The following is a 12,643-nucleotide window of genomic DNA, read 5'->3' as shown; positions in this document are numbered from 1 at the left end:
GCCACCCAGAAGCGGGAGCCGACATTGGCACGGCATGCATAGGAATTCACCAAGAATGCCCGACTTGCCGGAAACTGTTTTGCGTTTTACGAAGCTCTCATGATCAAAAGCGAAAAGCCGGCCATCTTTCGGTCCGAGCGCGAGACGCTCAAGGTGACGTTCCTCGTGTTCTCGGGGTCCTCGATCATGTGCGTGGCCTCGGCGGTCGACCCGCTGCGCGCCGCCAACCGTATCTCGGGCGAGACGCTGTTCGACTTCAAGCTGGTCTCGGTCACGGGCGAGGCGCCGGTCACGACATGCGGCCTTCCCGTTGCTGTCAGCGGCCGCTTCGACGCGGCCGAGGCCACCGACATGCTGGTCGTCGTCGCCGGCTTCGGCACGCAGAACTATGCCACGTCGGCGCTGCTTGCCGGCCTGCGCCGCGCTGCTCGCGCCGCACGCGCCTGTGGCGGCGTCGAGGCGGGCACCTGGCTGGTGGCGCGCGCCGGCCTGCTCGAGGGCCGCAGCGCTACCACGCATTGGGAAGACATGGAGGATTTCTCCGCCGCTTTCCCGGGCGTCGATGTGCGGCCGGACCGCTACGTCATCGACGGGCCGGTCTTCACCTCCGGCGGCGCCTCGCCGACCTTCGACCTGATGCTGCATCTGGTCCGCACGAGGCTCGGCATGGCCGCCGCGCTCGATGTGGCGAGCGTCTTCATCTACGATCAGGCGCGAGCCGCGACCGACGCGCAGCCGCTGGTCTCGCTCGGCCGGCTCGACGGCTACGATCCTAGGCTTGCCCAGGCGATCCGGCTGATGGAAGCGCATGTCGACCAGCCGCTCACCATCGACGCCGTGGCCAAACGCGCCGGCGTCACGGCAAGAACGCTGGAAAGCATTTTTCGCAAGTCGATCGGCGAGACGCCGGGCGCCTATTATCTGAGGCTGCGCCTCAGCGCCGCCCGCCGCCTGGTGGTGGATACGCGCATTGCCATGGCCGACATTGCCGGACGTACCGGCTTTTCCTCCGCCGCGGCATTTTCCAGGGCATTTTCAAGAGCTTTCGGCGAGGCGCCGGTCAGGCTGCGGCGCGGTTGAGAATCCAGTCTGTCGCGGCGGCGAGGTCATCGACCAACGCCGTGGGAGCCGGATCGAATCGCGTTTCGTCGCCGGGGCGGTATTTGCCGGTCCGCACGAGCAGCGCCGCGCCAAGCCCGGCGCTGAGCGCGCCAGCGACATCGCTCTCCGCGTCGTCGCCGACCATGACCGCATCGGTCGCAGGGCAGTTCAAATCGGCGAGCGCCGAAAGGAAAAAATCCGCCGACGGCTTGCCGAGCACGACTGGGCTTCGGCCGCTGGCGAATTCGAGAGCCGCAACGAAGGCGCCGGTGTCGAGGCTGAGTTGGCCATCCGCATCCTTGAAGGTGCGGTTGGTGGCCAAAGCCACAAAATCGGCACCGGCGGATAACTCGCGGAAAGCACGGTTGAGGCTGGCGTAGCCGAATGCCTCGCCGGCATCGCCCACGACGACCGCCTTGCTGCTTCCTCCCTCCAGACCCGAAAACTCTGCTTCGAGATCGGGATGGACGAGCAGATGCGGCTGGCGGCCATGCCTGCGCAACCATTCGATCGCAGCCTGCGCTGGCGTCAGCAATTCTTCATCCGCAACTTTGATGCCCATGGCGGCAAGTTGCGCGACGATCTTGCTGCGCGGTGAGCGTGTCGTGTTGCTGACGAAACGCAGCGGCAAGGCGGCATCGCGCAGACGCTTAATTGCCTTCGCCGCTCCCGCTATCGGGGTGTCGCCATCACAGACGACACCCAGAAGATCCAGGAGCACCGCGCGTATCATAGACGCAGGATGAAGAAACAGTCTGCGTTCGTCAAACCGCGGAAGGATCGGGCCGTGGAAGTATCGGGCCGCGGAGGAATCAGGCCAAGAAAGAAGCAGCCGTGGAAGGATCAGGCGGCGTCACGGCCTTCGCCGACGATGCGCGTGCGCATGCTCTTGGCCAGCGCCGTTTCCAACCGCGCGGCGACCGCGCGGTCCCATTCATTGGTCTTGCGGCCGCCGTCTTTCGAATGCGGCAACGCCATCAGCCGGTCGATGATCGATCCGGTTTCGCCGGACGAAAGCAGGGCGTCGATTTCGCGTTCATGCTGCATATCGGTTCGCCTCCTTCTTCTTCACCCGCCACAGGAGCCACGTTTATACGAGTTCCGTGACGGCTGTTTGAAGGCAAGAGCGGGGCGATTGAGGGGCGGCTCGGGGCAAAACCTTGTCGTGAAGTTCTGCCCCGCGCGAATGCAATACGGTCGGGCATTCCGCCTGAGCGATCAGACGTAGCGGTTGACGATGTTCTCCAGCAGTTCCTGCCGGCCGGAGCGCGGCTGCGGCTCGATCTTCTCCTTCACCACGCGCTCGGCGATCTCCTCCAGCGTGCGCTCGCCCGAGAGCATCGCCTTGCCTTCGGCGGTATTCCAGCCGGCATAGCGCTCGGCGAGCGGGCCGGACAGCGCCTTGTCCTCGATCATCTTGGCCGCCGCCTTGAGGCCGCGCGCGCAGGCATCCATGCCGCCGATATGGCCGATCAGGAGGTCGTCCGGGTCGAGCGACTGGCGCCTGAGCTTGGCGTCGAAATTGGTGCCGCCGGTCTTGAAGCCGCCGCCCTGCAGGACCTGGTAATAGGCCAGCGCCATTTCCGGCACATTGTTGGGGAACTGGTCGGTGTCCCAGCCCGACTGGTAGTCGTTGCGGTTCATGTCGATCGAACCGAAGATTCCGAGTGCATTCGCCAAAGCCAGCTCGTGCTCGAAGGAATGGCCGGCAAGGATCGCGTGGCCCTGCTCGATGTTGAGTTTTACTTCCTTCTCCAGCCCGAAGCGCTTGAGGAAGCCATAGACGGTGGCGACGTCATAGTCGTACTGGTGCTTAGTCGGCTCCTGCGGCTTCGGCTCGATCAGGATCGTGCCCTTGAAGCCGATCTTGTGCTTGTAATCGACGACGAGGCTGAGGAAGCGGCCGGCCTGCTCCTGCTCGCGGGCAAGGTCGGTGTTGAGCAAGGTCTCATAGCCCTCGCGCCCGCCCCACAGCACATAGTTCTCGCCCTTGAGCTTCTTGGTGACGTCGATGCAACTCTTCACCGTCGCCGCAGCATAGGCAAACACATCCGGATCGGGATTGGTGGCTGCGCCCGACATGAAGCGGCGGTGCGAGAAAAGGTTCGCCGTGCCCCAGAGCAGCTTGACGCCGGTCTCTTCCATTTTGGTTGCGAAATAGTCGGCGATCTCGTCGAGGCGCGCGGCGCTCTCCGAAAAATCCTTGCCCTCCGGGCGTACGTCTGCATCGTGGAAGCAGAAATAGGGCGCGCCGAGCAGCGCGAACATTTCGAAGGCGACGTCGGCCTTGAGCTTGGCCAGTTCCATCGTGTCGATGCCGCCCGACTTGGCGAACCAAGGGCGGTCGAAGGTCTGGCCCCCGAAGGGGTCGCCGCCCGGCCATGCGAAGGAATGCCAATAGGCGACGGCGAAGCGCAAATGGTCTTCCAGCCGCTTGCCGGCCACCACCTCGTCGGGATTGTAGAACCGGTAGGCCAGCGGATTGGTCGACTCCGGCCCTTCATATTTGATCTTCTTGATGTCGCCGAAAAATCCGCTGCTCATGGTTTCCTTCCTCTCCGGGTGCTTTGCCTGATTACCTCAGGCGTAATTGGTTTCGCTCTTGCGGGGCGCGAAAAGCGTCATGTCGAAACGATCCAACGAAGGAACATGACAATGACCGACCTCAACACGATCGCCCGTAACTACATCGCCGCCTGGAACGAGAGCGATGTGGCCCGCCGCAAGGCGCTGCTCGACGCGGCCTTCACCAAGGATATCAGCTATCGCGACCCGGTCATGCAGGGCGACGGCCATGCAGGCGTCGCGGCACTGATCGACGGCGTCCAGCAACGCCTCGTCGGCTTCCGCTTCTCGCTGAAGGGCGAGCCGGACGGTTTCGGCGACAATATCCGCTTCTCGTGGAATCTGGGACCGGAAGGCAGCGAGTCCGTCATCGAAGGCACCGACATTGGCGTTATCGAGGATGGTCGCCTGAAGAGCGTCACCGGGTTTTTGGACAAGGTGCCGGCGCAGTGAGGCTAAATTAGGAGGAGCGGTGCGCGTCCCCTCCCTCTGGCCGGCCGGCCATCTCCCCCTCAAGGGGGGAGATCGGGTGTCGAGTCGGCTTTCGCTAATCTCCAGCATTGCAGGAATGCGCGGGGCGTCCCAACTGCCAATCTCCCCCCTTGAGGGGGAGATGCCCGGCAGGGCAGAGAGGGGGGCCTCGCGCATAGTCACGCGATTACCGCCCTTATCGCCGGGTAGAGCGCGCGATACCTCTGATAGGCATCAGCATAAGCACCACCAAGCCCTGCATCCGGCTCGATCGTCGCATCCGTAGCCGGCGCGGTGCAGACGGCAAGCGGATCGGCGCCGGTCTCGGCGATCAACCCCAACCGCGCCGCGCCGAAGGCGGCGCCGAAATCGCCGTCGGCGGGAATATCGACCGGCACCTGCAGCGCGGTGGCGATCGCCTTCAGCCAATAGCGCGAGCGCGAGCCGCCGCCGATCGCGGTCACCCGGCTCAGCGTCGTGCCGGCCGTCTTCAGCGCTTCGAGACTGTCGCGGAAGGCGAAGGCGACGCCTTCGAGCACCGCCTGCGTCAGCGCGGCCCGGCTCGATTGATGCGCCAGGCCGGTGAAGGAGCCGCGGATGGCGGAATCATTGTGTGGCGTGCGCTCGCCCGAGAGATAGGGCAGGAAGGTGACGCCCGTCGGCGCCTTCAGCATATCGCCGAGTTCACGCGTGAGGTCGCCGGCGCCCTTTCCGGTGATCTCCGACAGCCAGTTGAGCGAATCGGTGGCCGACAGGATCACGCCCATCTGGTGCCAGGTGTCGGGCAGCGCATGACAGAACGTGTGCACCGCGCTTTCCGGATTGGGCAGATAGGAGGCGTTTGCCGCAAAGAGCACGCCCGACGTGCCGAGCGAGACGAAAGCATGCCCGGCGCCGACCGTGCCCATGCCGCAGGCCGAGGCCGCATTGTCCCCGGCGCCGCCGGCAATTGGAATTCCCGCCGCGATGCCCCATTTCGACGCGAGCTCGTTCCGCAAGGCGCCGGCCTTGGCCGTGCCTTCGACCAGCGACGGCATGTGCTTCTCGTCGAGCGATGTCGCCGCCAGCAGTTCCGGCGACCAGCGGCGCTTGCCGACATCGAGCCACGAGGTGCCGGCCGAATCCGACATTTCGGAGATGTGCTCGCCGGTCAACCAGAGCCGCAAATAGTCCTTCGGCAGCAGCACTTTGGCGACGGCGGCGAAGGTCGCGGCTTCGTGTTCTTTCACCCAGGCAAGCTTCGGCGCGGTGAAGCCAGGAAAGACGATGTTGCCGGTGAGCTTGCGGAAGCGCGGATCGGCATCGAGCGCCGCCGCCTCGACATGGCTGCGCGTGTCGTTCCACAGGATGCAGGGGCGCAGCACCTTGTCCGAGGTATCGAGCAGGGTGGCGCCATGCATCTGGCCGGAAAGGCCGATACCCTTGACCGCGGCAAGCTCCTTCGGGTGCGAAGCGTTGAGTTCGGCAATCGCCGTCTCGCAGGCCTCGATCCAATGCGCCGGATCCTGTTCCGACCAACCGGGATGCGGCCGCGAGACGTCGAGCGAGCCATGGCCGGAGCCGATGACTTTCTGGCCATCGTCGATCAGCAGCGCCTTGACGCCCGAAGTGCCCAGGTCGAGGCCGAGATACATGATTTCCTCCCATTGCCATTAATTTTTTCGGATCTCGAAAAAATCTGGCTCGGCAGTTTTTAAGACAAGATCCGCTTGGGGTCAATTCTCGGACAAATCGGATGCGCGGCGTAAGAACAGCGCCGACAGCGGGCTGTCGGGCCGGGCGAGCCGCCGTTCAGCCGTCAGCGCCCGCGCCAGCGCCGTATCGCCGGCGCGCAACGCGGCCTCGATCAGCGTCAGGTCGATCACGTCGCGCTGCGCATGGCTGCCGCCGAAACGGTGCGCGATCGAGCGGATCGGCCGGATTAGCCGCACGGCCTCGCCGTAGTTCCCTTCGCCAAAGGCCTTGATCGCAAGCGTCAGCGGGTGGCCGACATCGCGCGTGAAGGCGGCATTGTCGTCGCTGCCGCGCATCGCTTCGCGCTGCGTCTCGAGCAGCGTTTTCGCCGGCGCCTCCAGCCCTGCCCCGACAAAGGCCATCATCGCATGCGCGTCGTTGAAGGCGTAATTGCCGGCGGCGGCTTTCGGCATCCAGTTGGCGGCAAGCGTCGCCCAACGGTCGCCGACATCGACGCCGCCGAGAATGAGGCGCCACAGGATGGCCGAGGCATCGACCATGTTGAGCGCCAATGTCGAGCGGTCGCCGTAGATCGGCCCGTCATAGAGCTTGAGCACCTCGTTCGTCTCGCCGAGGTCATAGTGGAACAGCGCCAGATGCCACCAATTGTGGATTTTTAGGAAGCTGTCCGTCGACCATGAGCCGGGATTGGCCAGCATCCAGGCGATGCCGTCTCGTTGCCGGCTCTGCATTTCCATGACATGCGCGACCGCATGCTGCGCCCAGCCGTCGCGCGGTTCGATCTCGATGGCTTCTCGGCCCAAGGATTCGGCACGGGCGTAATCGCCCATTTCCTCCAGCCCGAAGGCCTGCATGCCGAGAATGGCGTGGTAGCCCGGCATGTCTTTCTGCCAGGCCGGCAGCGCCCGGCCGATGCGGTCGCGCAGCATGCGCGCATTGCCGGTGAAAAAATCGATCTGATGCCCGACCTGCAGCGCCAGCGCATCGCGCGGATTGTCGATCGCGATGTCCTCCAGGATACGGGCGGCTTCATGCCATCGCCCTTCGGCGAGGTTGCCAAGCGTCGCGACATGCGCCGCTTCGCGCGCGGTGGCGGCAAGGGGCAACGCCGCCTGATGGCTCGATCGGGCGACCGCCATCGCATCCCGCTCGGTGGCGAGGCCGAACAGATAGCCCTTGAACACATGCGCCATGACAAATGTGGGGTCATCGGCAATAGCGCGGTCAATGGAGCCGACCGGGTCGCCGATGAAGCATTGCAATTCATGCACGGCGCGGGCGTAGGACGAAAACCCGGCTTCGGTCGCGCCCGAGTAAGTCAGACCGAATGCGTCCTTCATAGCTTCAGTTGGCCGACCGCATCGCCACCGTGGCGATGCCGGCGCCGACCAGCAGCGTGCCGCCGGTGCGGTTGAAGATGCGGATTGCCTTCGGGTTGCGCACGATCGCCCGGGCCCTGGATGCGACCAGCGCGTAGCCGAAGGCGTTGGCGAAGGCCAGGGTCAGGAAGGTCGTCTCGAAGATCAGCATCTGCGTCCAGAAATCGGCATGCCGGTCGAGGAACTGCGGCAGGAAGGCGACGAAGAAGGTGATGCTCTTCGGGTTGAGCGCCGTCACCAGCCAGGCATGCGCCATCATCCTTGCCGCCGAGACCGCGTCGGTGCGGGGTTCCGCCTTCAGCGCGCCGCCGGCGCGGAACAGCTTTATGCCGAGATAGACGAGGTAGCCGGCGCCGATCACCTTGAGGACGGTGAATACGGTGGCCGACGCCGCGAGCAGCGCGCCGATGCCCAGCATCGACAGCGTCATGGCGGTGAAGTCGCCCAGCGCGACGCCGACCGCCATCGGCAGCGCGGTGCGCCAGCCCTGGCCAAGCGCGTAGGAGACGACCAGCAGGATCGTCGGGCCCGGAATGACAAGAAGGATGGAAGAGGCGGCAGCGAAGGCGGCCCAGTTTTCGAAGGACATTTCCCTGCTCCTTGAGCGCAAAGAAAAGGATAAATCCTGGGGTCGTCGGGAATGTAAAGGGGCCACCTGGAAAAATCTTCGGTGCCCGGGCCGCAGGCCCAGCGACCACCGCAACGGCCCGTTAGGGTTAAGTCCGGCTTCCGGTCCTTCACCCTTTTTCAACCATGACTGACGAAAATGCCTGCCATCCGGCCGGACCGTGCTTCCCGCCGGCAGCGTAGGGTTTGGTGCATGCGCGAGTTGCCGCAACGTCTGACGCCGCCTTCCGACGGCGCCGCAATCGATACCGAAATTCAGCTTTCCCGCCGCGCCGTGCTTTCGGGCGCGGGCGCCATCGCGCTGCTCAGCCTGGCCGGCTGCAGCACCACCGACACGCTCGACCTGCCGCAGATGCAGCTCGACAACACTGTCACCGGTTCCGTGCCGCCCATGCGCCCGGCGATCAGCGTCGACAGGAATGTCACCGGCCCCGATGTCATGTACGCCTCGCTCACCGATGGCGGCTTCCAGGTTCCGGCCGTGCCGTGGCAGAAGGTCAAGCCGCAGTTCCGCCGCCAGATCGTCGTCGACAAGACAGGCGAGGCACCCGGCACCATCGTCGTCCATCTTGAGGAGCGCATGCTCTATCTCGTCCAGCCGGGCGGCGACGCCATCCGCTACGGCGTCGGCATCGGCAAGGACGGCTTCCGCTGGTCGGGCCGCGCCAACATCCAGTATGGCCGCGAATGGCCGGTCTGGACGCCGCCGCCGGAGATGGTCCAGCGCAAGCCGGAACTGGTGAAATGGCAGGGCGGCCAGCCCGGCGGGCTCACCAATCCGCTCGGGGCGCGGGCGCTCTATATCTACCAGAACGGCAAGGACACCGGCTACCGCATCCACGGCTCGCCCGAATGGTGGAGCATCGGCCAGGCGATGTCGTCGGGCTGCGTGCGCCTGATCAACCAGGACATCATCGACCTCTACAGCCGCGTTTCCAAGAAGAACCCGGTCGTCGTGGTCTGATCTTTCCAGGCGACCTGTCCGGCCGCCTTTTCGCGATCCCGTTTCTTCCGTTGCGCGATGCCGCAAGACAGGCCAAGGTACCTGAAAACCTTCGCTTCGGGAGAAATCGAGCATGTCTGGAACCTTCGTCATCGCGCAGGGCGGCGGCCCGACCGCCGTCATCAACCAGACGGTCGTCGGCGCCACGCTGGAAATCCGCAAGCGCCATCCCGGCGCCAAGGTGCTGGGATCGCTCCATGGCGTGCGCGGCATCCGCGACGGCAATTATGTCGATCTCTCCGCCATCCCTGAGGACCGGCTGCGGCTGATCGCCGGCACGCCAAGCGCCGCCCTCGGCTCGACCCGCGACAAGCCGGACGCCGCCTATTGCGAGGTCATCCTCAACGGCCTGAAAAAGGCCGGCGCCGACGCCTTCATCTATATCGGGGGCAACGACACCTCGGGCACGCAGCAGATCCTGACCGATGCCGCCGGCGGTTCGATCGCCTTCGTGCACGCGCCTAAGACCATCGACAACGACCTCGAGGAGAACGACCACACGCCGGGCTTCATCTCGGCTGCCGAATTCGTCGCCGGTGCCTTCCTCTCCGTCGACCTCGATTTCCGCGCCCTGCCCGGCATCTATGTCGGCATCGTCATGGGCCGGCATGCCGGCTTCCTGACCGCCGCCGCGGCCGCATGGCAGCTCGATCCCGACAGCGGGCCGCATCTGGTCTACGTGCCGGAGCGCGCCTTCTCGGCGAAGCGCTTCATCGAGGAAGTGCGCGAAAAGCTGGACCGCCACAAGCGCTGCATCGTCGCTGTCTCGGAGGGCGTCAGCACTGCCGACGGCAAGGCGCTGGTCGAAAGCCTGGTGCCGCCGGAAAAGCTGGAGCGCGACCAGCACGGCAACGTCAAATTGTCGGGCAGCGACCTGCCGGCGGCGCTCGAACGGGCTTTGGCCGAAGGTCTGCCCGGCAAGCGGGCGCGGGTCGACGCGCTGGGCTACATGCCGCGCGGCTATGTCGGCGCGATCAGCGCCGTGGACGCCAAGGAAGCCTTCGACGCCGGCGCTTTCGCGGTTGCTGTCGCAGGCGAAGGCGGCGGCTCGGTCGCGCTGCAATATGACGGGTCGAAGACGGTGTTGAAGAAGGTGCCGCTGAAGGCGGTGGCCGGCAAGACCCGCCATATGCCCGACGATTTCATGAAGCCGGACGTCAACCAGCTTTCGGACGCCGGCATGGCCTATCTGAAGCGGCTGGTGCCGGAAAAATACAAGGTCGGGAAGCCGTTCGTCTGATGGGCGGCGGCCCGATGCCCGAGCTTGAGGTTGGCGACTGGTTCGACAAGGCGAAAGTCGATGCCGGCACGACGATGCTGACCGAGCCTTTCGTGCATGAATTCGTGCGCGCCAATATGTGGCATCTGAAGGGCCGTGACGCCGATCTGCTGGTCGATACCGGCATGGGTATCCGCCCGCTGGCGCCTGAGATCGACACGCCGCCCGGCAAGCCGCTCATCGTCGTCGCCACCCACATCCATCTCGACCATGTCGGCTCGCTGCACGAATTCCCGCTGCGTATGGGCCCGAAGATGAGCGCGGCGCAGTTCGACGGCATGAATGATGCCGTTACCTACGCCTACATGTTCCACAATCTCGACGGCGCGGTCTCGAAGCTGCCGGCGCCGGGCTGGAAGGCGGCCGATTACCGCATTCCTTCCGCGCCGCTGACCCGCACGCTCGATGAGGGCGATGTCGTCGATCTCGGCGACAGGGAATTCCGCGTGCTGCATCTTCCGGGACATTCGCCGGATTCCATCGCGCTGTTCGACGAGGCCGATGGCGTCTTCTTTGCCGGCGACGCCATCTATGACGGCATGCTGATCGACGATCTGCCGGATTCGGACCGCGCCGCCTATTGCCGCACCATGCAGCGCCTGCTCGACCTGCCGGTACGCATCGGCCATGGCGGCCATGGCCCGAGTTTTACCGGCCAGCGAATGCGTGAGATCGCCTCCGCTTATCTGCGCCGGAGAGAGCGGTTCGTAAGCGCTCTCTGAATTAAATCTTCGTAAGGTCATCCAATGGCCCTGATTCAGGCCATTCCGCACCCTAAATCCTGATTGTCGATCCGGCCGGCTCCCATGCAAGGCGAGGCAGGCAATCCCGGTCGCCGACACGCCAACGGATGCGTGCTTCGAGAGCCATCCGGGGCGCCGGATCAACCTCTCGCCCGGACAGAAACGACCATGTCACCCATGAACATTCTTCGCAGACATCGCGTCGCGGCCCTGTTGGGCGCTGCGCTGATCATTTCTCCCGTTATTGGTTCCTTTGCCGAGAGCACGAACAACGCCGGATTGAGCAACGCCGTCGCCACCACGCAAACTCCCGCCGCCGGCGTCACCGCGCCTAACGGCTCCTTCGCTCCCATCGTTGCCACCACAAAGCCGGCAGTCGTAACAGTCACAACAATGATGAAGGGCCAGCCGGACGCCATGAGCGAGGGTTCGCCCTTCGACGGCAACTCGCCTTTCGACGAATATTTCCGGCAATTCTTTGGCGACCAGGGCATGCCGATGCCCAAGACGCCGCCTCAGCGAGCACCACGTAGCGAGGCGCTCGGCTCCGGCTTCATCGTCAGCGCGGATGGCACAATCGTCACCAACAACCACGTCATCGACGGCGCCACCTCGATCAAGGTGACGCTCGACGACGGCACCGAGCTTCCGGCAAAGCTTGTCGGCCACGATGCGAAGCATGACCTGGCTGTGCTCAAGATCAAGGCAGACAAGCCGTTGCCGACCGTCAAGTGGGGCGATTCCAGCAAGCTGATGACCGGCGACCAGGTGCTGGCGATCGGCAACCCGTTCGGCATCGGCACCACGGTTACCGCCGGCATCGTCTCGGCGCGCGGCCGCGACCTCCATAGCGGGCCGTTCGACGATTTCATTCAGATCGACGCGCCCATCAATCACGGCAATTCGGGCGGTCCGCTGGTCGACATCCATGGCAATGTGATTGGCATCAACACCGCCATCTACTCGCCCAACGGCGGCAGCGTTGGCGTCGGCTTCGCCATCCCGTCGGACCAGGCCCAGAAAGTCGTGGCCAAGCTGATGAAGGGCGGCGACATCGAATACGGCTATCTTGGAGTTCAGATCCAGCCGGTCACACCCGATGTTGCCGGCGCCATTGGCCTCGACCATCCTGCCGGAGCCTTGGTCTCGTCGGTCACGCCGGGCTCGCCTGCGGCCAAGGCGGGCATTGAAGTCGGGGATGTGATCACCGGCTTTGGCGGCCAGGAGATCAAGGATCCGAAGGACCTGTCGCGCGCCGTTGCAGATGTCCCGCCCGGCAACAAGGAAACGGTCGATATCTGGCGTAAGGGCAAGGCGGTTCAGGTCTCCGCAGACGTCGGCCGCAACACCGACGAGGTGCAGACCGCCTCGAATGGCGAAGGCGGCAAGCCGTCGGCGGGCCAGGGCGTGCCGTCGCTCGGCCTCGGGCTGACCGACATCACTCCCGATATCCGGCAGGAGCTCAACCTTGCCGACAACCAGCACGGCGCCGTGATTGAGCGTGTCAATCCGGACAAGGCGGCTTCTGCAGCGGGCCTCCAGCCCGGGGACGTGATCGTCGGCGTCGACCAGACGCCCGTAAAGAACGCCAGACAGGCGAACCAGGCGATCGCCGAGGCAGCCAAGTCGGGCAAGAAGTCGGTGCTGCTGCTTGTCGATCGCGGCGACCAGCAAATCTTCGTCGCGGTCCCGTTCGCGGCCGGCTGACGACTTCGTGGCGACCTGCCGGTTGCAAGGCGGGTCGCCAAGATTTCTGTTGCCCCGGAAGGCGTCTTCGAGA

General features: G+C 64.8%; 12 protein-coding genes. 6 read left to right on the top strand and 6 right to left on the bottom strand.

Annotation, left to right across the window (positions count from 1 at the left end):
• The first annotated feature begins 99 nt into the window (after positions 1 to 99).
• Entirely contained in the window at positions 100 to 1,080 is a 981-nt protein-coding gene (locus tag O7A05_RS28565) for a GlxA family transcriptional regulator (protein WP_337096445.1), read from the top strand.
• On the opposite strand, the gene O7A05_RS28560 is transcribed toward O7A05_RS28565, so the two are convergent.
• The 3 genes from O7A05_RS28560 to xylA all read right to left on the bottom strand — a co-directional run bounded on the left by O7A05_RS28560 (position 1,061) and on the right by xylA (position 3,645).
• Positions 1,061 to 1,822, bottom strand: a complete 762-nt coding sequence (locus O7A05_RS28560) for a TIGR01458 family HAD-type hydrolase (protein WP_337096444.1) — start codon at positions 1,820 to 1,822, stop codon at positions 1,061 to 1,063. The genes O7A05_RS28565 and O7A05_RS28560 overlap by 20 nt on opposite strands.
• Before the next feature lie 122 nt (positions 1,823 to 1,944).
• Positions 1,945 to 2,148, bottom strand: a complete 204-nt coding sequence (locus O7A05_RS28555) for a hypothetical protein (RefSeq protein WP_095768166.1) — start codon at positions 2,146 to 2,148, stop codon at positions 1,945 to 1,947.
• A 171-nt stretch (positions 2,149 to 2,319) separates the two neighbouring features.
• Entirely contained in the window at positions 2,320 to 3,645 is a 1,326-nt protein-coding gene (xylA, locus tag O7A05_RS28550; protein WP_337096441.1) for a xylose isomerase, read from the bottom strand.
• 111 nt (positions 3,646 to 3,756) lie between these two features.
• Here xylA and O7A05_RS28545 point away from each other — a divergent pair, with 111 nt between their 5' ends.
• Positions 3,757 to 4,119 carry a nuclear transport factor 2 family protein gene (locus O7A05_RS28545; RefSeq protein WP_337096440.1) on the top strand — a complete coding sequence of 121 codons (363 nt, stop codon included), beginning with the start codon at positions 3,757 to 3,759 and terminating at the stop codon, positions 4,117 to 4,119.
• Positions 4,120 to 4,316: 197 nt separating this feature from the next.
• Here O7A05_RS28545 and xylB read toward each other — a convergent pair whose 3' ends face one another.
• The 3 genes from xylB to O7A05_RS28530 all read right to left on the bottom strand — a co-directional run bounded on the left by xylB (position 4,317) and on the right by O7A05_RS28530 (position 7,800).
• Positions 4,317 to 5,771: a xylulokinase gene (gene xylB / locus O7A05_RS28540; RefSeq protein WP_337096439.1), complete on the bottom strand. Its 1,455-nt coding sequence runs from the start codon at positions 5,769 to 5,771 to the stop codon at positions 4,317 to 4,319.
• An 81-nt stretch (positions 5,772 to 5,852) separates the two neighbouring features.
• Positions 5,853 to 7,172 carry a tetratricopeptide repeat protein gene (locus tag O7A05_RS28535; RefSeq protein WP_337096438.1) on the bottom strand — a complete coding sequence of 440 codons (1,320 nt, stop codon included), beginning with the start codon at positions 7,170 to 7,172 and terminating at the stop codon, positions 5,853 to 5,855.
• Positions 7,173 to 7,176: 4 nt separating this feature from the next.
• Positions 7,177 to 7,800, bottom strand: coding sequence for a LysE family translocator (locus O7A05_RS28530; RefSeq protein ID WP_337096437.1), 624 nt, complete (start codon positions 7,798 to 7,800; stop codon positions 7,177 to 7,179).
• A 231-nt stretch (positions 7,801 to 8,031) separates the two neighbouring features.
• Here O7A05_RS28530 and O7A05_RS28525 point away from each other — a divergent pair, with 231 nt between their 5' ends.
• The 4 genes from O7A05_RS28525 to O7A05_RS28510 all read left to right on the top strand — a co-directional run bounded on the left by O7A05_RS28525 (position 8,032) and on the right by O7A05_RS28510 (position 12,570).
• Entirely contained in the window at positions 8,032 to 8,802 is a 771-nt protein-coding gene (locus O7A05_RS28525) for a L,D-transpeptidase (protein ID WP_337096435.1), read from the top strand.
• A gap of 112 nt (positions 8,803 to 8,914) precedes the next feature.
• Complete coding sequence (locus O7A05_RS28520) at positions 8,915 to 10,081, top strand: diphosphate--fructose-6-phosphate 1-phosphotransferase (RefSeq protein WP_337096433.1); 1,167 nt, start codon at positions 8,915 to 8,917, stop codon at positions 10,079 to 10,081.
• Positions 10,082 to 10,095: 14 nt separating this feature from the next.
• The gene (locus O7A05_RS28515) at positions 10,096 to 10,842 is read left to right on the top strand and encodes an MBL fold metallo-hydrolase (protein ID WP_337096432.1); all 747 of its coding nucleotides are present in this window, start codon (positions 10,096 to 10,098) and stop codon (positions 10,840 to 10,842) included.
• Between the two features lie 189 nt (positions 10,843 to 11,031).
• Positions 11,032 to 12,570 (top strand): DegQ family serine endoprotease, encoded by a 1,539-nt coding sequence (locus O7A05_RS28510; protein ID WP_337096431.1) that lies wholly within the window; start codon positions 11,032 to 11,034, stop codon positions 12,568 to 12,570.
• Positions 12,571 to 12,643 lie beyond the last annotated feature (73 nt).

The sequence above is a fragment of the Mesorhizobium argentiipisi (SeqCode) genome (assembly GCF_037179585.1).
GTDB classification, from domain to species: Bacteria; Pseudomonadota; Alphaproteobacteria; order Rhizobiales; family Rhizobiaceae; genus Mesorhizobium; species Mesorhizobium argentiipisi.
This window is presented reverse-complemented; position numbering and strand designations above follow the sequence as displayed.

Excerpts from the sequence above, each read along its gene's own strand:
- O7A05_RS28510 (WP_337096431.1), top strand. The coding sequence starts at position 11,032 with ATGTCACCCATGAACATTCTTCGCAGACATCGCGTCGCGGCCCTGTTG.
- O7A05_RS28530 (WP_337096437.1), bottom strand. The coding sequence starts at position 7,800 with ATGTCCTTCGAAAACTGGGCCGCCTTCGCTGCCGCCTCTTCCATCCTT.
- O7A05_RS28545 (WP_337096440.1), top strand. The coding sequence starts at position 3,757 with ATGACCGACCTCAACACGATCGCCCGTAACTACATCGCCGCCTGGAAC.
- xylA (WP_337096441.1), bottom strand. The coding sequence starts at position 3,645 with ATGAGCAGCGGATTTTTCGGCGACATCAAGAAGATCAAATATGAAGGG.
- O7A05_RS28535 (WP_337096438.1), bottom strand. The coding sequence starts at position 7,172 with ATGAAGGACGCATTCGGTCTGACTTACTCGGGCGCGACCGAAGCCGGG.
- O7A05_RS28520 (WP_337096433.1), top strand. The coding sequence starts at position 8,915 with ATGTCTGGAACCTTCGTCATCGCGCAGGGCGGCGGCCCGACCGCCGTC.
- O7A05_RS28515 (WP_337096432.1), top strand. The coding sequence starts at position 10,096 with ATGCCCGAGCTTGAGGTTGGCGACTGGTTCGACAAGGCGAAAGTCGAT.
- xylB (WP_337096439.1), bottom strand. The coding sequence starts at position 5,771 with ATGTATCTCGGCCTCGACCTGGGCACTTCGGGCGTCAAGGCGCTGCTG.
- O7A05_RS28525 (WP_337096435.1), top strand. The coding sequence starts at position 8,032 with ATGCGCGAGTTGCCGCAACGTCTGACGCCGCCTTCCGACGGCGCCGCA.
- O7A05_RS28565 (WP_337096445.1), top strand. The coding sequence starts at position 100 with ATGATCAAAAGCGAAAAGCCGGCCATCTTTCGGTCCGAGCGCGAGACG.
- O7A05_RS28555 (WP_095768166.1), bottom strand. The coding sequence starts at position 2,148 with ATGCAGCATGAACGCGAAATCGACGCCCTGCTTTCGTCCGGCGAAACC.